We start from the raw sequence: 19,927 nt of genomic DNA, 5'->3' as shown, positions 1-19,927 counted from the left end.
TCTGTATTATTTGATTGGACAACCGTTGTTTTCAACAGGTCCTGGAACAGTTACACATTTATCATAAAGGTCGATAACACCATCAAGATCCATGTCTAAAGCTACACCGGCACCATCTACTCTTGCTCCTGCAGGAGTATCAAGCTGTCTGTCCCAATCATCACATACTCCGTCATTATCAGCATCTCCTTTTTCACAAACTACAAGATCTGTAGTTGCATTTTCTAAAACGCTGGTTTTATAGTATGCTTCCTGAAGTGGGTCATGCCAAGCTAAATGAGAAAGATGTTTCCCTAATTTGAAAGATACCCCTAAACTTACAGTCCATGCATTATCAGATTTTCTCTTATTAAGCATGTTATACTCTGTGTAAGCAGGACCACCGCCATCAAATTCGTCATCACCACTAACGATGTACATGGTTCTTGCTTCAACATCAATAAGTTTTGAAACATTATATTTAAGTCCTAAACCTCCCTGATAGTATACAGAACCAATATCCAAAGGCTGTCTAACAAATGAAGGAATTCTTTTTGGATTATCACTCCATCTGTTTTCATTATTGTCATGTAATGACGTTCTGAATGCCTGAAGCCCAATACCCATATATCCGTGGAAAGCCCATCTGTAAGGAGAATGGTTATCAACTCTTCTTAATAGATTAGAGAAGTTAATGTCTCCCATTAAAGCTAACTGGTCAAATTGGGTTGTTGCTGTTGCAACTCCTGCAGCTGCACCCGCAGCACCTGATAGTTGTCCTGTCTGCTTAGTTTCTCCTTTGGTATAGATTAAGCTTAAACCAAAAGTGTGGGAGATTTGTTTGTCAATACTTACGTAAGCATTGTACCCCCAGTTGGTTTTATCTTTACGAAGAGATTTAAGGTCAGAATGAACCATAAATGCTGCACCTCCTCCCACTGAAATAGACCAATCTCTGAAGCGTCTTGCTTTATTGTCAAAAGGTTGTACGTTAGCGGAGCCTGAAGAGAATGTATTAGGATACTCAGTAGAAGAGTTTACTGTAGTAGTGCTACTTTGTGCGAAAGCAGCAATTGGCAAGGTTGTAGCCAATAATAATAAACCTAATTTCATACAATATGTTTTATGTTTTAAATAAAATCTTTTAATAATACTCTGGAAAAATCCCTTTCAAAAAGATGTTTTTTATGAGGGATTTCTAATCTTTCTGATGTAAAATTCAATTCATTATACTTAATGATATCAATATCTATTACCCTGTCTGTGTAACCACCTGATGCTTTTGAATCATTAATTCTTCCCATTTCAGCTTCAATGTTTTTAATACAATCAAGCAGTTGAATTGGTGAAAGATGCGTGAATATTATTGCTGCAATATTACAAAAAATATTAGAACTGACAAATTCTACGGGATCAGACATCAAAAATTCGCTTATCTGTGAAATTTTATTTCCGGCATCACTTATTTTCTGTAAAGCAAGCTCTATATTTTTTTTTTGCTCTCCAAGGTTACTTCCTAGTAACAAAACTACCTTTTGCTGCGACATATTGGAAAATTGATTGATTTATGAGAAGTTTCTTTAAAAATGTTTTGGCAAATATAGTAGCAATAATCATACTTTGTGCTGTGTTTTTCGTCTTTTTTATTATGATGCTTGTGTTTAGTTCTATGGGAAGTGACAAGTCTGTGGTAGTGAAAAAGAATTCGGTTCTTACCATTAATTTAAAGACGAATATAATAGATAGTCCTACCGAAGAACAAATGGATTTGTTTGGGTTAGGCAGCCAAAATAAAAATGTCCTTTTATATGATGTACTTGAGGCAATTAATAAAGCTAAAACTGATGATAATGTTAAAGGAATTAGTATTGAGACAGATGACCTGAATGCGGGGCTCACTCAAATTGATGATCTTAGAAATGCTATTGAAGATTTCAAGAAAAGTGGAAAGTTTGTATATGCTTATGGAAATGGAGTTTCTCAATCTGCTTATTATTTAGGATCAGTAGCAGACAAATATTATCTTAACCCTACAGGAGGTATAGAATTAAAAGGACTTTCTACTGAGGTTACATTCTTTAAAGATTTCGCAGATAAATATGGTATCGGTATAGAAGTGATCCGTCATGGTAAATTCAAATCTGCGGTAGAACCTTTTTTAAGAAATGATATTTCTCCTGAAAATAAAGAGCAGCTAAGCACTCTGTTAAACGATCTTTGGAAAAATACATCTTATAAAATGGCAGCGTCCAGAAAAATTGACACTGCTCAATTCAGAACAATTGTTGATAGCCTATACGGAATGATTCCTGAGCAGGGATTAAAATATAAGCTGGCAGATAAGCTTATCCAAAAATCAGAATATGAAGATATGCTTAAAACAAAGTTGAATGTAAAGGATAAAGAAAAACTGAATAAGGTTTCTTTAACTAATTATATCAACTCTTTCACTGATGAAGATAAATCAGGAGAAAAAGTGGCAATACTATATGCATCAGGTTCTATTAACAACGGAGACGAGTATAATGACATTCATTCCGATAAGTATGTAAAATACATTAAAAAACTTCAGGAAGATGATAAAGTGAAAGCGGTAGTATTCAGAATTAACTCTCCAGGGGGAAGTGCGAATGCTTCAGATGAAATTTTATTTGAATTGCAACAACTGAAAAAGAAAAAACCACTGGTAGTATCTTTTGGTGATTATGCAGCCTCTGGTGGTTATTATGTAGCGATGGCAGCAGATAAGATTTATTCTGAGCCTAGTACGCTTACAGGTTCTATCGGGGTATTCGGGGTATTGCCTTATTATAAAGATATTGCGAATAAGAACGGTATCCGTGCAGATGTGGTGGCTACCAATGCTAATTCAATGTATTATTCAGGATTAAACGGAGTAACACCTTATGGAGTAAATATGATGACAAGAAGTGTAGAAGGTACTTACAAAAGATTTGTACATTTCGTTACCCAGAACAGAAAGAAAACATTTGAGCAGATTGATAATGTAGGTGGTGGTAGAGTATGGAGTGGTGTTCGTGCCAAAGAAATAGGCTTGGTAGACGAACTGGGAACGCTTAATGATGCTGTGAAATTTGCAGCACAGAAGGCAGGAGTAAAGTCTTACTATGTAGAAGCTTATCCTAAGAAAATGACTCCATTTGAGCAGATCTTCAAAGATCTTAATGAAGAAGATGTTTCTGCAAGAATTATCAAAAATAAAATAGGGAAGTCCAACTATGAAATCTTACAGCAGATTACAGACAAAAAATTACAATCTGAGGTAAAAATGGAAATGCCTTACCAGATTAGAATCAACAACTAACTAAATTATATTGTACGAAAATCCCGGATCTGAATTTCAGATCCGGGATTTTATTTTTTATAAGCGTTAGATTAGCTTTTCTTCGTGGCCATTCCGTAAATCCAGAGGAGAATTAAAGCTCCTCCAATGGCAAGAATCCAGCTTCTTGGATTCCAGAATGAGGTAACATCTCCCCAATGTAGAACGTAAACTCCTATAGCACCTCCTATAAATGCTCCTAGAATTCCAAGGATGATGGTGATTAGCCAGCCTCCTCCCTGAGTCCCGGGCATGATCATTTTAGCGATAGCACCTGCAATAAGACCGAATAAGATCCATGTTATAATTCCCATAGTTGCAAATTTTTTAATGATTAATATTTAAAATTGATTTGTTATACTAATATAAGGGAAAACATGATATAAATCATCTTTTCTTGAAGAATGAGTCTACAAATTCCGTACCATTGAAAAGCTGCAGATCCTGCATTTTTTCACCTACACCTATATATTTTACCGGAATTTGGAACTGGTCTGAGATACCAATTACGACACCTCCTTTTGCTGTTCCGTCTAGTTTTGTTACGGCTAAAGCATTCACTTCTGTTGCAGCAGTAAACTGTTTAGCCTGTTCAAATGCATTTTGTCCTGTAGAACCATCAAGTACCAACAAGATTTCATGAGGAGCATCAGGAATTACCTTTTGCATTACTCTTTTAATCTTAGAAAGTTCGTTCATCAGGTTAATTTTATTATGAAGCCTTCCTGCAGTATCAATGATAACAACGTCTGTATTTTGAGCTACGGCACTTTGTACTGTGTCAAAAGCTACAGAGGCAGGATCGGATCCCATTTCCTGTTTTACAATAGGAACGCCCACTCTTTCACTCCAGATAGTAAGCTGGTCAACGGCAGCAGCTCTAAAGGTATCTGCAGCTCCAAGAACCACCTTTTTACCCTCAGATTTGAACTGGTGAGCCAATTTTCCAATTGTGGTTGTTTTTCCAACACCGTTTACTCCAACCACCATAATAACGTAAGGTTTTTTTGAAGTATCGATATTTCCTGTTCCTGCATGAGGGTTTTCAAGCAATAATCCGGAAATTTCCTCACGAAGAATATTATCCAGTTCGTTTACCCCAACATATTTATCGCGGGCAACACGTTCTTCAATTCTTTCTATGATTTTGATGGTAGTGGAGGCGCCTACATCAGATGCAATCAGTACTTCTTCCAGATCATCCAGTACTTCATCGTCTACTTTGCTTTTACCGACTACGGCCTTCGTCATTTTTTCAAAGAATCCCTGGCTGGATTTTTCTAATCCTTTATCCAGAGTTTCTTTTTCTTCCTTTTTGAAAATATTTTTAAACCAACTCATAGTTTTAGTTTATTCTTATCTTTTGTTTTAATTACTGCTGTGGCTTCCACTTCTATCAGTACATCATTCCTGAATAGTTTACTTGCCTCTATAAGGCTGCTTACAGGAGGGTTCTGAAGATTGATATATTCATCCCTGACTTTTCTGAAATCCGGGGTTTTTGATATATCTGTGATGAAGATTCCAAGTTTGACAATGTCTTTGCCTGTACCGCCATACTCCTTCAGAATATTTTCAATGTTTTTGAAAATCTGATGGGTTTGTTCTTCTACATTTTCCCCTACCAGGTTTCCCTTTGAATCTAAAGGAACCTGACCAGATAATAAAATCATTCTGGACGTACTGCAATCAATGCTTACTGATTGTGATAATCCAGGGATACTGAAAACTTTTGGTGAACTTTTGTATTCTATGGGATCCATTGTTTTCTGGCTGAATGAAAATTGAAAAATAACCGTACCTATTAGAACAAGAATCTTCTTCATATTTCATTGATTAATAATCTGGTGAACAAAGATAACAAAAAAACTACCCAAAATATGAGTAGTTTTTTATATTGTAAATAAAGTATTGATTATTTTTTCAAAAAACCATCTACTTCATCAGCATTCATTACTTTTTCTTCGAAAACGTAAGCTCCTGATTTAGAAGACTTCACCATTTTCACCACTTTAGTCATTTTTTTAGACTGACCGCTTTGTAGGGTTGCTACTACTTTCTTTGCCATTGTAAATTATATTTATAAATTACTTGATTTCTTTGTGAAGGGTAGATCTCTTAAGAACAGGATTGTATTTTTTCAATTCCAATCTCTCTGTAGTGTTCTTTTTATTTTTTGTAGAAATGTATCTAGACATTCCTGGCATACCGCTTTCTTTGTGCTCTGTACATTCAAGGATTACTTGAACTCTGTTTCCTTTTTTTGCCATGATTTATTAATTCTTTTTAATCAATCCGTTTCTAGTAGCTCTTTCAATAGCTTCTTCGATTCCAATCTTGTTAATCACTCTCAATCCATGAGCTGATACTTTCAGTGTAACGTGCTTATCTTGCTCTGGAAGGTAAAACTTCTTCTCTAATAAGTTAATTTCAAAACGACGCTTCGTTTTGTTATTAGCGTGAGAAACGTTGTTACCAACCATTGCACGCTTTCCTGTTATTTGGCAAATTCTTGACATATCTCGATGTTCTTATTTGTATAATATTTGAGAGTGCAAAATAACGAAGAATTTTTTAGATAGACAAATCTTTTGGAAAATATTTGTAAATAAGTGACTGATTATAAATATTGATTTTTTAAAATATCCGAATTTCTGGGATATAGCAGTAAATCAGTGCTGATATATTTCATACAGGCTTTTTTCCAAGCAAAAAAATTAATATTCTATCTTTGTTTTTAATTAATCTAAATAAAAATTATGAAAAAGTTTTATATTCTATTATCTATGTTACCCGTTGGTTTATCTGCTCAAAATTTCACGGAGATACAGAGCGGAATGAATAATTTTTATTTCTCGGCTGCTGATATTGCAGATGTGGATAATAACGGGACATTGGATATTGTAGTTAATGGAGCTATAGATTCGGATGGAGATGGAAATCCTGATGCTACCTATAACGAAGTATACAGGAATAACGGAACAACTTTACAGCCTTATACCGATCTGGGTGGAGATGTTACCCATCTTGGAGATATAAAGTTTGTAGACTTTAATAACGATGGTTTGATGGATATTATTTCCACAGGATTAAGTTATATGGATATTGTCAACTATAAGCATTATCGTTTTAAAAATACAGGAGTTGGTTTTGTAAGAGAAGATGAACTTCCTGGAAAAATATATGGTTCACTGGAGGTTTTTGATTTTAATCATGACGGAAAGCAGGACTATGCCATCAATGGAACGCAGTTTGCCCATGGAGGAGGCTTTAGAAATACTCTTGACTTTTATCAAAATACAGGATCAGGTTTTAATCTGACTGAAAACTGGGCCGATGGAACTCAAAACGGGAGCTTTAAAATAGTAGACCTTAATAATGACCATCTTTTGGATCTTGTTATTATCGGATCGGACATTAACGGAGATCCGGTTTCTAAAGTGTATATCAATCAGAACGGAACATTAGTTCATACACAAGCTCTTGATTCTTTGATTTCAGGAAAACTTGAAGTGGCAGATTTTAATGCAGACGGTTTTCAGGATATCGTAGTGGTGGGTAAGGATACTAATGACGATCCTTATCTTGCGGTTCTGATGAATGATGGAACAGGAAACTTAATCGTTCAGCAGATTCCATCAGAAATCTCTGATGCATCCATCAGTGTTGGAGACTTAAATAATGATGGATATTATGATTTTATCGTTTCCGGTGATGTAAATTATAATGCAGTGGTAAAGACTTATTTATATAACACAACCAATCAGAAATTTACAGAGGGTACAACAACAGGTTTGTACAACCTGGGAGGTCCGGGAATGATACAGTTGTTCGATTTTAATAATGATAATCATCTGGATGTTTTACTAAGTGGATTTGATTGGGCTAACCAGGATATTCCATCTTTAACAAAGGTTTTTAAAAATAATTCTACAGAGCAGAATGCAAAGCCAACAGCCCCAACTCATTTGAACATGACTAAAAACGGAAACCGATTTAATTTCACATGGAGTGGGGCTACAGATGATAAAACTCCGGTGAATGCATTACGTTATGAAATTAAAGTAGGATCTTCACCCAACTCGCAGGATATTGCCAGATATATTGTAACCACTCCTTCATGGTTCCTGGATCTTGATCCGTCCATTCAGAATGTATATTGGAGTGTAAGATCAATTGATGCTTCAAAAACATATTCAGAAGCTTCTACACAAGGATCATTATCAACCAGGGAGAATACAGTCAATTACGAAAAAGAACTTGTTATTTATCCAAACCCAACCTCTGATAAAGTATTTATTAAAGGTGAAAAGGTATCAGAAGCTGAAATCTACTCAATGGAAGGGAAAAAGCTGAACGTAACTTTAAAAGCAGATCAATCTATTGATGTTTCTCATCTTCCTAAAGGGATATATCTGTTAAAACTGAAGATGAAAAACGAAGTAACCACAAAAAAACTTAGTATTAAATAACTACTGAATCATTATTCTATCTTGAGAGAAGCCAGACGTCCAGCTGGCTTCTCTTTTTTTAATCCGGTAATCTGTAGTCATTCTTAGTGAAAATGGTTTCATGGAAATCGTTTTAATATTTCCCACAGATCTCACAGATTATGCAGACGTTTGTAGTTATTTGTGTTTAAATAAAAAACTGCATTATCGACTCAATCAGCGAGAATTTATTTCCCACAGAATACACGAATTTACCCAGATGATTGTGTTAGAATACATGCTTTCCTCAATCTGCATGAGCTTTTATTCGTCAATGATTCTGGAAAGTAAGGTTTACTCTTGGGGTTGTTACTTTTGTTGTGGAGGATAGTCTGGAAGCCTTGTCAAGGTTTTAAACATTGACAAGGCTACTATAGATAATTGTTCTAAAATCTGTGTTATCAGCTTAATCAGCGAGAGTTTGAATTCTCTCAGATTTTGCAGATAACGCAGATACTATTTTTGAGGGTAAAGATCAGTGCGACTGATATTCAGATACTAGGCTTTCTTCATTTTTGCCTGAACCCTTTTTATCAGATAATAGAATAATAAAAATCCTAGTGCAAACATTGAAAACCTTGAAAGAAGATCTCCTGCTCTTGAGTAGAATGTCATTCCTTCATAAAGGTTGATTTTTGAAAATAATGTAGTTTGGTCTCCATAAAAAGTATCTGCTACAATTTCCCCTTTAGCATTGATGTGTGCTGAAATTCCACTATTGGCGGCACGGGCAATTTCTCTTCTGGTTTCAATAGCTCTTAGTTTTGCGTAAGATAAAAGTTGTTTGTGTCCTTCTGTAACGCCCCACCAGGAGTCATTGGTCATAATGCCAAGAAAGTTAGCTCCTTTTTTTACGTAATCTGTTACAAATTCTCCATAAATACTTTCGTAGCAGATAATAGGGGCCATTTTTCCTTTGTTGTAGGGATTGGAAAAGGCCATTCTTTCCTTGTCTGTCCCTAACGAAGCTACTGTTCCGCCTAAATTCAGCATAGCATCCCCTAAAATAGGTTTTAAAACATTCATGTATGGGAAGATCTCAACTCCGGGAACCAGTTTTCCTTTGTGATAGATCTGAGTTTTTTGTTGTGGAGCCAGCTGAATAGCTGTATTGTAGCTTGCTACCCAAACTCCCTGATTAATTTCATACGCTTCTTTTGGTAAGTTTGCAGGATCAAAAAATAAACGGTGGGAAGAGATTCCTGTTGCGAAAACAGATCCAGGATGTTTAGACAGAAAGTCTTTAGCATTATTTAAAAGTAAACTCTTCTCAATGCCGGTTTCTGAGATGGAACCTCTGCCTGGTAGAGCTGTTTCCGGAGCAATATAGTAATCAATTTTTGTAGTCGAATTCTTTTCAGCCAAAGCCAAAAGATCCTGCTCAATTGTTAAACTGTCTTTTGAATATTTTTCAGCATAAGGATCAAGATCAGGCTGTAGCATCAGTACATTCACCTGTCCGGATGGTTTTTCATTAAAACTGTTATACTTGATGACAGAAATAATCATCGGAATAGCAATTAAAGCAGCTATAATAGATGAGTTTTTAATCAAATCTTTTTTCTTTCTTCCTGCTTCCCATGTTCTTACGGTATAGAAAATAAGAACGTTGATTAATAGGATCCAGAAGCTTCCGCCGGTTGCTCCTAAGGTATCATACCACTGAATCAGTTTTGGATAATCAGAAAATACGTTTCCTAAATTCAGCCATGGCCAGGTAAGCTCCCAGCCTAAGTGAAATTTTTCAAAGCTCATCCAGATGGCAATAAAGAATCCTAATCCCCAATAGGTTCCCTGGGCATTTTTATACCAATGATAACACTGGAAAACCAAAGAGTATAAGAGTGAATTTACAAGAACCGGGAATACAACCGCCATCATAGAGTGGCTTCCGTCCGGATTTTTAGAGCCATACAACCATCCCGTAGTGACAATATTCCAGATCACAAAACAAAGATAGGATAGCACGAAGATCATCCAGCCTTTTCTTTTATAGTCTGAAAATTTTGAAATTCCATGTTCCATCATCAGAAGAGGAACGAGAGCGAAAAAGATAAAAAAGGGAACTCCATAAGTAGGCCATGAGACCGACAGCAGCATTGCTGAAATAAGTGTTAGTAGAACGTATTTCATTAAATTATTTTAATATACAAATTTAATGTTTTTGAAATGAATATATTAGCATCCGATGTTAAAGAAATTATATAAAATTGTTATTGTTCCTTACACTCTATTTTTGCTTTATCTGATGTTTCTCGGAATGGGCAGATCTCAGTATGATGATCACCTTATTACAGTAGAACCGGTGTTTTCCACCATTAAGTTTATTCAGGGTGCGAAGTCATGGCAGGATATTGTTACTATTGTGGTTGGAAATATTGTAATGTTTGTTCCCTTTGGTTTTCTGGGTTGGGTTTCTCCAAAACTAAGAGACCTGAAATCTCTGGTTTTTAATTTTATTCCGGCCATTACCATCGTGGAAGGACTTCAGTATTTTACAAGAATGGGAATATTCGAGGTAGATGATATCCTCCTGAATACACTTGGAGTATATTTAGGATGGCTGTTTCGTAGATGTATTGAAAAACAGATTAGCTATTGAGTTCTTTTGCTCTCTTTTCGGCATTTAAGATTCCCAGTTTTAAAATTTCCTTGAAATTGTTATCTTCAAAGGTTTTCAAAGCTGCTTCTGTAGTTCCGCCTTTGGAGGCTACGTCTTTAATAAGCTCCTCAAGGTTCTTTTCAGAATTATTGATGAGATGATAAGCTCCCAGCATGGTTTGTTTTACAAACAGTTTAGACAGATTTTCTTCAATTCCCATTTCTACTCCTGCCTTAATCATGGCATCAATAATATAGTAGAAATAAGCTGGCCCGCTTCCGGAAAGAGCCGTAACGCCATCCAAAAGATTTTCATCTTCTAAGTAAACAGATCTTCCGGTACTGTTTAGTAGTCTTTCAATATTGATAAGCTGGCTGAAAGAAATACCATCTGCGGCAGTATAGCCGGTAATTCCCATTCCCAGAAGGGTAGGTGAGTTAGGCATTGCTCTTACAACCAGTGGATGGTTCAGTGATTTTTGAATTTTCTCAATATTAATGCCGGCCATAATGGAGAGAACCATCTGGTTTTCCTTTAAAGTAAATTTGAAATTCTGAGCAACCGTTTGGAAATCCTGTGGTTTTACAGCAATAATAATCAGATCGGCATCCAGTTCTGTAACTTCTTCAAAGGTGGAAATTTTGGATTGGGGAAATTCTTCCGCTATTTTGGATATTTTTGCCTGGCTACGGGTAATCAGGTGTAGATTTTCCGGTTTAATCAGTTCATATTTCAAGAATGATTTTGAAAATGATAATCCCATATTTCCGGCTCCTAAAATAGCTATTCTCATGTTGTGTTGATTTTGTAACGAAAATAATGTTTTTTATTGTGATATAAAAGAGGAAGAGTGGGGGAGCTGGAAGAGAGAGGCTGGAAGTTACTATCGGAACTACAATTTCTGACGTTGTCGTAAAATTTGATGAAGCAGTCTTTAAAGAAATAATACATTACAGAGTTGTAAGTTTTTTTTAACCTTAACTCACTTCCCTCTCCCAGCTCCAGGCTTCCTTCCTTACTAAAAACAGAAATGTCTTATCCAGAACTCAGGTGATTTTATAATATTAAATCAGATATCAGGTGCACTTGAGTTATTGAGCGTCCTTAGGAACCTTCGGCTTCCAGCATCAATCTTCCATACAAAATAGTCCTGCATTTGCCGGACCTTTTTTATTCCACGGGAAATTCAGGTCTTCTCATTTTATATTTTGTTCCTGAAAGGGCTTCAAGGAAGGAAACCAAAGCTTTTTTCTCTTCTTTGGTGAGTTTTAAAGGCTTTAATAGAGGATCTGTTACCGGATACAATGGATCGTTCTGTTTGGCTTCAGGAGATGGATCTATCATGTGCATTCCGCTGTCATATATATTCACAATGCCCTCCAATTCTCCAAAAAATCCGTTATGCATCCATGGCTGAGTGAGCATCAGATCTCTTAATTGTGGGGTCCTGAATTTTCCTACATCTTCAGCTTTTTTTGTGATATTATACAAGCCAAGGTCTTCATATTTTCTTTTGTAATAAGTCAATCCGATATTATGAAAAGATTCGTCTGTAAGATATTGTCCACTATGGCAATTCATACAGCGTGCTTTTGTTCTGAAAATATGCATCCCATAGATTTCATCATCAGATAAAGCATTGTATTTCCCCTCTAGAAATTTATCAAAACGGCTGGGTTGGCTTTTAATGGTTTTTTGAAAATCGGCTATTGCTTTTACAATTCTGTCATAGGTAACTTTCTCATCACCATAGGCATTTTTGAAAAGAGGTTTGTATCCTTTTATAGCCTGTATTTTTGAGGGTAATGATTTGATGTCCATTGCCATCTCATGATGGGCCCCGAGTGGACCTGCTGCCTGCTCTTCAAGGGTTTTTGCTCTTCCATCCCAGAAGAATAAATTTCTTTCTGCAACATTATAAAGAGAGATTGTATTTCTGTTTCCCAGTAGATGATTATTTCCTAATGCAACATGTCTTCGGTCTGACCAACCCATTTCCGGATCATGGCATGAGCTGCATGAAATTTGACTGGATTGGGATAATTTCGGATCAAAGAATAACATTTTTCCAAGAATAACACTGGGCTTATCCTGATTTTTAAAAAATGCAGTGTCTGTAGTAATGGGAGTGAATTCTTTCCATTGTACACCATAATCAATATTCGGTTGGGGCCATTCTGAGATTGCTTTTTTATAACTCTTCACAATATCTTCAATGGCAGGATCCTGAAGATCCAGCAAATCCCGATTTACTTTAGGGGTGAAACTTAATAAAATCAAAATAATACCACCTAGTCCTCCATATATTAGTTTTTTCATATCTAAAAAGTTATCCCTATGCTTGCACCCGCAAAATTATTGTTTGTATTCTGTATTTTTTTTGTCTGATATTGTATAGTAGCGAAGAATGCAGGTAGTTTATCCAGCTTAAAATCATATCTCAAAACCACTCCGAACGTTGTAATATCACTGGCTTGGAACATGTAGTCCTGAAGTACCCATTCATTAACTGCTGCATTTCCGGTAGTGTTCAAAGCATTGATAGATTGGTTGACCACTCTTTTATAGAAATACGATTGGAATGTAAATATTTGGTTTTTATTAACCTGTTGTTTATAATCAGCATTGACTCCAAAATGGGAGTATACAAATTTCTGTCCTGAATTTGGATAGAGCCTACGTTCTTTTACTTCTTCATATCCAAAGAACGGAACTGCTGTAATGGAGAAATTGTCCTGAATATACTGATAAAATCCTTTAACGGATGTGGTGTAATTTTCTCTACGATAAGCTTCTCTTTTAAAGATCTGAGTCATGATGGCGGTATTCATGGAGTAGCCATATTCAGATCCTGTTTTTTTGGATGTGGTATATTCTGCTAATAAACCGATACGGTGTTTCTCATTAATATTGAAAAATTTTGCACCTTCCACTCCAAACTGTTCGTTTTTCAGGTCAGAAAGGTTGTGAAATGTGTTTGAACCGTCATTATAACTCTTACTATTGTTGGATTTTCCTATTGTAGCCTGAAGGTAAAAATCTTTTCCCTGTTTGTTGGAGATCTGAAAACCTCCTTTATACGCAAATTCTTCAAAAGTATTGGTAGGACGTGTTCCTCCATTAAATAAAGCATTTGAGAAGCCTAGCCCAGACATCATATATACATAAGGTCTTCCCAAAAGACTTTGAAACTGAGTCGAATTATTTTGAGTGTATTTATTGAATTCACCGAAAACTCCAGCTTCATATTCTCTGAAAATTTTATAGTTAACACCGGCATTCATCCTTAGGTCTGAAGTTGTGCTTTTCATTCTTGGATCTTTTGAACGGTATCCCATTTGTGCGGAATAGCTTACCTGCCCGGCAACAGTCCATTTATTTATTTTTTCAAGATATCCTCCTGAAAACTGGTAATGTTCCAGATTTAATTTTCCACCAACGGAATCAGAAGTGATATAAGGGGCAATACGTTCGTAATCTAATGTTTCGTTCCAATTGACAACGCTTGTTTTTAAGTTCTGGTAACTTGCACTTCCCCATACAAAACGGTGAGGTTTCAGTTTTTGAAAAGATTGAGCTTTTATCGTTAATCCTTTGCTGCCATTTCCTAGTTGTTGACGATAAATCTTTTCTTTATTGTCATGATAACCGGCACTGAACTCTGAAAATGAAGAAGTACTATAACCCGACATGGATGCCGGATTATAGTAAAAGTTATTTTTAAAATCTCTTTCCTGATTGTATTGATTGTTGAGCTTTTTAAAAAGGCTTAGGCTGTCCTGAGCCTTTATATTAAATGAGACTCCGATCAATAGCAGGCAGAAAAATATTTTTGTTTGTAACATAATTTACGGTTGAATATCGAACTGTATTTTAGTGAACAATCCCATTTTTTAAGCTTGGTTGAGAGTCTTTCACAAAATCATTCGAGGAGTTGTTGGTATCCTGATATAGATTTTTACCGTTTGTCATCTGTCCGGTTACCTTACGTCTTACCGATTTTCCGAAACGGGTAGGATCCTTATCAATAGTTCCTACAGAAGTCCAGCCGCCATCAATACTTGCAGAAGTTAAAGTATGGGCAAATTTTGAAGAAATACTGTTGTTTACTCCATCAATAATCCAGGAATTAGGAATCACATAAGTGCTTTTTGCCGTAACTGTACCGGCACTGTTTATATAAGAATAATCATATTTATATTTCTGAAGAAAGCTATCTCTGTTTTCATCGAATGGAAAACGGGCGATCACGTAACTTTCAAAACCACGGTCATGTAAAAAAAACATGTTAAAGTTCATTTGTGAATAAATCACTTCTGCATTGGGAACAGAAGGGTTATCTACCTGTCCTAATGCCGGATTATTTGAAGGATATTCAAAATTGGCGTTGTGAAGGTCATAAGCAGTGCTGGTCTGCGCTTTATGATTGATGGCATTGTCTGCAATAACGATGAAATCTCCCGGCTGTACAGGATAGTCTATACCAGAACCGGGAAGTACCATTACGGCTTTTACCGGGAATGATAGATTTGCATTATACGGAGTAGGATTTTTATCTTCTGTTGTCAAAAATTCAGATTGTCCAATGATGAGTTTGTCAGCATATAGTACTTCCTTGGTGTTATTGGTTAATTTAAAATAACGTCCTGAGTTGTAGTTTTTACCTTCTGTTGTTTTAATTCCTGTAAAGAAAATTTCTTCAATGATAAAGTCATCATGAAACTTTTTAATAATAACCGGAATGTTAAGATTCGTTGCAGATAAAGCAATATCAGTTTGGGCCATGGCTCCTGCCGATACTTCTGTATTTTCGGAAATTACGGCACCATTTACAGTAATTTTATAAGAACCATAGGGTAAAGTTATAGAATATGTGTTGACATTTTTAATGGTTTCTCTTCTTACAATATTCGTATTTACTTCTCTGAATTCAAGATCCAAACTTTTGTAAGTAGAAATATTTTCACCTGAAAAATTTAATGTTAAAAGTCCTTTCTGAGTAGTTGTTTCTCCGAAATGATCATTAGTACATGACGTTACCGTAAATGCTGTGGCCATCATAGCAGCTAAACTTAGTAGTAAAACTCTTTTTTTCATGATATTTTTTTGATATATATTAAAAATTGTAGTTCAATTCCATTCCGAAATACGGAGTATTGGTTCCTTTTCTGTAAACTTTTACATTGTTGAAAGTGTAAGGAGCACTATAATTGAAAAGTCTGTTAACAAATAAGGAAGTCCGAAGTGCCTTATAAATACTTTTAGTGACTTTAAGATTTCCTACCATGGTAAAGGTGTAAAGCCTATCCAGATTATCAGAAACCGAAACGCTTCTTACCAACCATTGTTTATAGGTATCTGTTCTGTCTGCCTCTGTAAAGGGATGTATCACTCCATCTACCCCGTAATAAGAAATAGGTTCTGCAATTCTTCTGTCATTTCTGCTATGGTCATATAAACTTCCTTGCAAAGACGCGGAAATTATCATATCCAGACTTGGAAGATAGGTATCTATAAGAAGATTGTAGTTGATATTTGAATTCACATAACCATAATCAGATTGATAGATTCCGTAATAAGGATAAGGTTCTGTTCCAATTGAGCCATTAGGTCTGTTAATAATAGGAGCTGAATTTCTGTATTGAGTTTTGAACCATGCTCCGGTGAAGGTAAATCTTGTATTGATTGCTTTGAGTCTTGGTGAAGTGTACCCGAATTCAATTCCCTGTTTTAAAGTTTCACTTCCGTTTTCTGTAGTGGTGTAAGCTCCAAAAACATTTTTAATTTCATAAGGTACATTAGTTAAATCGGGTCCGTTAGGTGTCCATTGAGTTAAATCTACCTGTGTATTATCATATTGTTTGTAGTTATGAACAGTAGTTTGAACCATATTTCGGAAACCAGTGGTCATAGTTTCTTTAAAATAAGTAATAAAGAATTGATTATTTCTGTACGACAAGTCTAAACGAATTTCCTTTTTAATACTTTTTGCAGCCTGAAGCTCTTTATTTTCCCTGGACTGTATATAGGTCATAAAGTTTACATATCGATATTGCGAATCATTGTGATAATGATTCAGCTGTGTGTAATCCCAGTATTCCTTGTTAGGGTAAAGCATTAATAAAGTAGGCTGTTTGTAGAAAAGACCATATCCCAGAGTTACATCTGTTTTTAATGGATAGTCATTAATCATGAGATGGGGTAAGCTGTACTGGAAATTTAATCTCGGTTCAGCAAATACTTTTTTACTGATGGCATAAGAGTTATCAATTCCCATATTTTTTGATAATCTCAATCCTGCGTACAAAGTAAACTTATGTTGGTGAATAGCGTAACTCATCTGATCGCCTAAGAAAGCAGCCCATAAACTTGAGGCAGGAATATCATTGTAAGGTCTCGGTCTTGTAATTCCTGTGTTGGCTGAAGGGGGAGTCTTCATATCGTATTCAAGTCCCTTTCCGTTATTCTTTGAATATCTCCAATCAAGTCCGGCTTCATATTGATGGGTAATTCCAAAAGTTTTCTTTGTTCCGTTTGCCTGGAAGAAGGCCGTGATATCCAAAGGCTTTCCTTCTGTGGAAAATTCTGCGATATAGCGAAGATCTGGATAATAACCCACGTTTTCTCCCTGTTCTGTGGCGAGTGAAAATGAACGCGGTCCAGACAGCTGAATCAGTTTTACCTGTTCTAATTTTTCAAACCCCTGACGGATGGCTGTATTTAAAGCTAATTTGTTGAAAAATGCATTTTTATCCAACTGATAAATGAAGTTATTGGTTATGCTGATTCTTTTATTATTGGACTCATACCTGTCTGTTGAAGGATAGCCGTTGTCCGGATCATATTTTTTATGGTCAATATTGGTGGAAAAATCAATAGTAGATCTCCATTCTAAAGGCCTTGACCATAGTGTTGAGATTTTCTTTGAACGGATAGATGCCGTAATACGCTGATAGGTTTCAAAATCATCTGTTGGATTTGATTTTGAATCCAGGAAATCTGCACTGGCGCTCATCTGCCACTTATCATTGATTTTAAATCCCTTACTCAGATAATATTGCTTACTGAATCCGTCAGCTTTGAACCTAGCTTGCAGTGGAGCTGCTTTTATTCTGCGTTCAATTTTGATTAATCCTGAAGTAAGATCTCCATATGCTGCTGATGGAATACCACGGATCACTTCCACCTTCTCAATGTCGTTGGTAGAAATGGTTCTCATATCTACTCCTGAAGAAGAGGTTTCTCTATACTTCGGGCCTTCTGAGAATTGCCTGTTATCTACTGAGACCTGCATATCGGCGTTGGAATTGATGATGTTATCATCAATCATGAACTGTACTCCAAGAGAGGATGTGTTATATTCATTTCCAGTATAGCCAGCAGTATTTTCCCTGAGAGTGGCTTTATTAGTTAAGTTTAAAACCGGTGCTGTAGAAAGTCCACCGGGAAGAAGTTCCATTAAGTCTGAGAAACTGGAAGGTTGCAAATGCTGCATAGTCTGCCTGTCAATCACTGATTTTGTTGTTAAACCTTTGCTCTCCTTAGAAAAGACTACTACCTCTTCCAGCTTATTAACGGGCTGAAGTTTAATAATAACATTTTGAAGAGAAGTATGGTTGATATTCAGTTCTTTTTCCTGAAAATCAGGATGAAGAACTTTTACGTGATATTTACCATTGGGAATAGAAATATCCGTATGACCATTTTTATCGGTAGTTAAAGAGGTTTGATTGATGGTAACAGAAACCCCCTTTAATTCTTTATTGTTTTCGTCGAATACGGTAATGTTCAATTGAGTTTTTTCATTTTGTGCCTGTACCATCTGTACACTGAAAATGAAAAGGAAAACTAAAAGTAAAGATTTAGTCATTTTTATTTATTCTAAATAAGTAAAGCGCAAAACTATAAAATATAATGATGCGAGACAATGATTATTTAGAATAAATTAAAATAATAAAACAAAATTCCGGAAAATACCCGGAATTCTATTATATAATCTGACGTGAAAGTTATATAATATTCACTTCTCTTTCAAGTTCTATCCCGAATTTTTCCTGTACAGAATTGATGATCTCCGTAGAAAAATCAAAGATTTCTTTTCCTGTTGCTTCTCCTGTTGCATTGATGATAACTAACGACTGAAGTTTGTGTGAAGCTACATTTCCAATCTGTTTTCCTTTCCATCCACATTGTTCAATGAGCCATCCTGCAGGAACTTTTACCATATTGCCATTTGGATATCCCTGAATATTTTCAAATTTCTGCTTTAAATCTTCAAACTGAGCTAAAGGAATAGTTGGATTCTTGAAAAAGCTCCCTGCATTTCCGGTTTGCTTAGGATCTGGTAATTTGCTTTGTCTGATATTAATAACAGCTTGGGAGACATCCTGAATAGAGGGATTTTCAATTTCCAGTTTTTCCAGTTCAGACTTAATGGCTCCGTATTCTGTTTTGATATGGTGATCTTTTTGGGTAAGTTTAAAAGTAACTTCCAAAATAACATATCTCCCTTTTCCTTCCTGCTTGAAAATAGAATCTCTGTAGCCAAATCGGCATTCTTGAAGACCGAAAGTTTTAAGTTCAAGAGTTTCCAAATCCAATACCTTGCAGTTGACAAATACATCTTTGATTTCCGTTCCGTATGCTCCGATATTCTGCATAGGAGAAGTTCCAACATTACCAGGAATTAAAGAAAGGTTTTCCAGTCCACCGTAATTTTTACTCAGGCAGTACATCACGAATTCATGCCAGTTTTCACCTGCTTTTGCGGTAATCAGAACTTCATTTTCATTAAGATCCTTTTCATCAATTCCTTTTAAATTTAGCTTAATAGCAAGTCCGTCAAAATTTTTTGTCAGCAGAATATTACTTCCGCCTCCCAAAAATAAAAGAGGAAGAGTATTTTCTTTTGAGAAAATGAGAGCGTTTTTTAATTCTTCGATGTTGTTTATTTCAACAAAGTATTTTGCTTGGGCATCAACACCAAATGTATTGTAAGGCTTTAAGGAAAAATTTTCTTGCATGTTTTATTTGTATTCTTTTGGAAGAATGTTGTCTAGTTGTTCTTTAAATTGTTGAAGCTGTTTGTAATGTGCCGGATCGGCAAAAGAGTTGACGTAGAAATGAGCTTTCTTAGGAGTACGTATCTGAAAAGTTTCATCAATACCATCTACAGACTGTTGGCTTGGTGAGCTTTTTATCTTGTCTAGATCTTTAATATTAATAGGAGAGATGAGCTGCTTCCATGTATCCATATTGATTGATGAAGCCCATTCCTGATGCGTTTTATGGGCAGTGGCACCCTTTTCTGCAAAGACAGAATCTTTGGTCACTTTAATAATCCTGTATTCTCCCATAGTTCCGCCAATATGAGAGAGCCTGATAAAGATTATTTCATTGGGAGAAGCTGCAGGTTGTTTTGATTTTTTAGAATCACAGGAAAAAAATGCCGACAGCAAAAAGATCGGAAATATGAGTTTCAGATATACATTTTTCGTTGTCGGCATCTTGTAT

18 protein-coding genes and 1 pseudogene are annotated in these 19,927 nt (G+C 35.8%); 3 read left to right on the top strand and 16 right to left on the bottom strand.

Annotated features, from left to right (window positions below; genetic code table 11):
* Positions 1 to 6: 6 nt before the first annotated feature.
* Both CHSO_RS21480 and folK read right to left on the bottom strand, forming a co-directional pair.
* Entirely contained in the window at positions 7 to 1,092 is a 1,086-nt protein-coding gene (locus tag CHSO_RS21480; protein ID WP_045500715.1) for a hypothetical protein, read from the bottom strand.
* A 17-nt stretch (positions 1,093 to 1,109) separates the two neighbouring features.
* Positions 1,110 to 1,526 (bottom strand): 2-amino-4-hydroxy-6-hydroxymethyldihydropteridine diphosphokinase, encoded by a 417-nt coding sequence (gene folK / locus CHSO_RS21475; protein ID WP_045500713.1) that lies wholly within the window; start codon positions 1,524 to 1,526, stop codon positions 1,110 to 1,112.
* A gap of 20 nt (positions 1,527 to 1,546) precedes the next feature.
* On the opposite strand from folK, the gene sppA reads away from it, so the two are divergent.
* Positions 1,547 to 3,304, top strand: a complete 1,758-nt coding sequence (sppA, locus tag CHSO_RS21470; RefSeq protein ID WP_045500711.1) for a signal peptide peptidase SppA — start codon at positions 1,547 to 1,549, stop codon at positions 3,302 to 3,304.
* A 71-nt stretch (positions 3,305 to 3,375) separates the two neighbouring features.
* Here sppA and CHSO_RS21465 read toward each other — a convergent pair whose 3' ends face one another.
* From CHSO_RS21465 to rpmB, 6 genes are all read right to left on the bottom strand, one after another.
* Positions 3,376 to 3,636, bottom strand: coding sequence for a GlsB/YeaQ/YmgE family stress response membrane protein (locus CHSO_RS21465; protein WP_045500709.1), 261 nt, complete (start codon positions 3,634 to 3,636; stop codon positions 3,376 to 3,378).
* Positions 3,637 to 3,709: 73 nt separating this feature from the next.
* Complete coding sequence (ftsY, locus tag CHSO_RS21460; protein ID WP_045500707.1) at positions 3,710 to 4,663, bottom strand: signal recognition particle-docking protein FtsY; 954 nt, start codon at positions 4,661 to 4,663, stop codon at positions 3,710 to 3,712.
* A complete protein-coding gene (locus tag CHSO_RS21455; RefSeq protein ID WP_045500702.1) occupies positions 4,660 to 5,148 on the bottom strand; it encodes a RidA family protein in 489 nt (162 codons plus the stop codon). The genes ftsY and CHSO_RS21455 overlap by 4 nt, the downstream gene beginning before the upstream one ends.
* A gap of 89 nt (positions 5,149 to 5,237) precedes the next feature.
* Complete coding sequence (locus tag CHSO_RS25485; RefSeq protein WP_065399141.1) at positions 5,238 to 5,390, bottom strand: DUF4295 domain-containing protein; 153 nt, start codon at positions 5,388 to 5,390, stop codon at positions 5,238 to 5,240.
* 19 nt (positions 5,391 to 5,409) lie between these two features.
* Positions 5,410 to 5,592 (bottom strand): 50S ribosomal protein L33, encoded by a 183-nt coding sequence (gene rpmG / locus CHSO_RS21450; protein ID WP_027373683.1) that lies wholly within the window; start codon positions 5,590 to 5,592, stop codon positions 5,410 to 5,412.
* A gap of 6 nt (positions 5,593 to 5,598) precedes the next feature.
* Positions 5,599 to 5,841, bottom strand: coding sequence for a 50S ribosomal protein L28 (gene rpmB / locus CHSO_RS21445; protein ID WP_002976757.1), 243 nt, complete (start codon positions 5,839 to 5,841; stop codon positions 5,599 to 5,601).
* A gap of 240 nt (positions 5,842 to 6,081) precedes the next feature.
* Between rpmB and CHSO_RS21440 the strand changes: the two genes are divergently transcribed.
* Positions 6,082 to 7,794 carry a T9SS type A sorting domain-containing protein gene (locus CHSO_RS21440; RefSeq protein ID WP_045500697.1) on the top strand — a complete coding sequence of 571 codons (1,713 nt, stop codon included), beginning with the start codon at positions 6,082 to 6,084 and terminating at the stop codon, positions 7,792 to 7,794.
* Between the two features lie 516 nt (positions 7,795 to 8,310).
* Here the strand turns inward: CHSO_RS21440 and lnt are convergent.
* Positions 8,311 to 9,945 (bottom strand): apolipoprotein N-acyltransferase, encoded by a 1,635-nt coding sequence (lnt, locus tag CHSO_RS21435; RefSeq protein WP_045500695.1) that lies wholly within the window; start codon positions 9,943 to 9,945, stop codon positions 8,311 to 8,313.
* A 55-nt stretch (positions 9,946 to 10,000) separates the two neighbouring features.
* Between lnt and CHSO_RS21430 the strand changes: the two genes are divergently transcribed.
* Complete coding sequence (locus CHSO_RS21430; protein ID WP_045500693.1) at positions 10,001 to 10,414, top strand: VanZ family protein; 414 nt, start codon at positions 10,001 to 10,003, stop codon at positions 10,412 to 10,414.
* On the opposite strand, the pseudogene proC reads toward CHSO_RS21430, so the two are convergent.
* From proC to CHSO_RS21395, 7 genes and pseudogenes are all read right to left on the bottom strand, one after another.
* Positions 10,404 to 11,210, bottom strand: a pseudogene (gene proC / locus CHSO_RS21425) (pyrroline-5-carboxylate reductase); the annotation flags it as partial. The gene CHSO_RS21430 and the pseudogene proC sit on opposite strands and share 11 nt — an antisense overlap.
* A gap of 374 nt (positions 11,211 to 11,584) precedes the next feature.
* Positions 11,585 to 12,733 carry a cytochrome-c peroxidase gene (locus CHSO_RS21420; RefSeq protein WP_045500689.1) on the bottom strand — a complete coding sequence of 383 codons (1,149 nt, stop codon included), beginning with the start codon at positions 12,731 to 12,733 and terminating at the stop codon, positions 11,585 to 11,587.
* Positions 12,734 to 12,735: 2 nt separating this feature from the next.
* Positions 12,736 to 14,259, bottom strand: coding sequence for a DUF6850 family outer membrane beta-barrel protein (locus CHSO_RS21415; RefSeq protein ID WP_045500687.1), 1,524 nt, complete (start codon positions 14,257 to 14,259; stop codon positions 12,736 to 12,738).
* Positions 14,260 to 14,287: 28 nt separating this feature from the next.
* Complete coding sequence (locus CHSO_RS21410; RefSeq protein ID WP_045500685.1) at positions 14,288 to 15,511, bottom strand: DUF4876 domain-containing protein; 1,224 nt, start codon at positions 15,509 to 15,511, stop codon at positions 14,288 to 14,290.
* 19 nt (positions 15,512 to 15,530) lie between these two features.
* Positions 15,531 to 18,284 (bottom strand): TonB-dependent receptor plug domain-containing protein, encoded by a 2,754-nt coding sequence (locus tag CHSO_RS21405; RefSeq protein WP_045500683.1) that lies wholly within the window; start codon positions 18,282 to 18,284, stop codon positions 15,531 to 15,533.
* Between the two features lie 139 nt (positions 18,285 to 18,423).
* Positions 18,424 to 19,437, bottom strand: coding sequence for a UDP-N-acetylmuramate dehydrogenase (gene murB, locus CHSO_RS21400; protein ID WP_045500681.1), 1,014 nt, complete (start codon positions 19,435 to 19,437; stop codon positions 18,424 to 18,426).
* Between the two features lie 3 nt (positions 19,438 to 19,440).
* Entirely contained in the window at positions 19,441 to 19,920 is a 480-nt protein-coding gene (locus CHSO_RS21395; RefSeq protein WP_045500679.1) for a hypothetical protein, read from the bottom strand.
* Between the last annotated feature and the right edge of the window lie 7 nt (positions 19,921 to 19,927).

The sequence above is a fragment of the Chryseobacterium sp. StRB126 genome (genome assembly GCF_000829375.1).
Classification (GTDB): Bacteria; Bacteroidota; Bacteroidia; order Flavobacteriales; family Weeksellaceae; genus Chryseobacterium.
The sequence above is the reverse complement of the archived record's forward strand: the minus strand, read 5'-3'. Positions and strand labels throughout refer to the sequence as shown.

Excerpts from the sequence above, each read along its gene's own strand:
- CHSO_RS21480 (WP_045500715.1), bottom strand. The coding sequence starts at position 1,092 with ATGAAATTAGGTTTATTATTATTGGCTACAACCTTGCCAATTGCTGCT.
- folK (WP_045500713.1), bottom strand. The coding sequence starts at position 1,526 with ATGTCGCAGCAAAAGGTAGTTTTGTTACTAGGAAGTAACCTTGGAGAG.
- sppA (WP_045500711.1), top strand. The coding sequence starts at position 1,547 with ATGAGAAGTTTCTTTAAAAATGTTTTGGCAAATATAGTAGCAATAATC.
- CHSO_RS21465 (WP_045500709.1), bottom strand. The coding sequence starts at position 3,636 with ATGGGAATTATAACATGGATCTTATTCGGTCTTATTGCAGGTGCTATC.
- ftsY (WP_045500707.1), bottom strand. The coding sequence starts at position 4,663 with ATGAGTTGGTTTAAAAATATTTTCAAAAAGGAAGAAAAAGAAACTCTG.
- CHSO_RS21455 (WP_045500702.1), bottom strand. The coding sequence starts at position 5,148 with ATGAAGAAGATTCTTGTTCTAATAGGTACGGTTATTTTTCAATTTTCA.
- CHSO_RS25485 (WP_065399141.1), bottom strand. The coding sequence starts at position 5,390 with ATGGCAAAGAAAGTAGTAGCAACCCTACAAAGCGGTCAGTCTAAAAAA.
- rpmG (WP_027373683.1), bottom strand. The coding sequence starts at position 5,592 with ATGGCAAAAAAAGGAAACAGAGTTCAAGTAATCCTTGAATGTACAGAG.
- rpmB (WP_002976757.1), bottom strand. The coding sequence starts at position 5,841 with ATGTCAAGAATTTGCCAAATAACAGGAAAGCGTGCAATGGTTGGTAAC.
- CHSO_RS21440 (WP_045500697.1), top strand. The coding sequence starts at position 6,082 with ATGAAAAAGTTTTATATTCTATTATCTATGTTACCCGTTGGTTTATCT.
- lnt (WP_045500695.1), bottom strand. The coding sequence starts at position 9,945 with ATGAAATACGTTCTACTAACACTTATTTCAGCAATGCTGCTGTCGGTC.
- CHSO_RS21430 (WP_045500693.1), top strand. The coding sequence starts at position 10,001 with ATGTTAAAGAAATTATATAAAATTGTTATTGTTCCTTACACTCTATTT.
- CHSO_RS21420 (WP_045500689.1), bottom strand. The coding sequence starts at position 12,733 with ATGAAAAAACTAATATATGGAGGACTAGGTGGTATTATTTTGATTTTA.
- CHSO_RS21415 (WP_045500687.1), bottom strand. The coding sequence starts at position 14,259 with ATGTTACAAACAAAAATATTTTTCTGCCTGCTATTGATCGGAGTCTCA.
- CHSO_RS21410 (WP_045500685.1), bottom strand. The coding sequence starts at position 15,511 with ATGAAAAAAAGAGTTTTACTACTAAGTTTAGCTGCTATGATGGCCACA.
- CHSO_RS21405 (WP_045500683.1), bottom strand. The coding sequence starts at position 18,284 with ATGACTAAATCTTTACTTTTAGTTTTCCTTTTCATTTTCAGTGTACAG.
- murB (WP_045500681.1), bottom strand. The coding sequence starts at position 19,437 with ATGCAAGAAAATTTTTCCTTAAAGCCTTACAATACATTTGGTGTTGAT.
- CHSO_RS21395 (WP_045500679.1), bottom strand. The coding sequence starts at position 19,920 with ATGCCGACAACGAAAAATGTATATCTGAAACTCATATTTCCGATCTTT.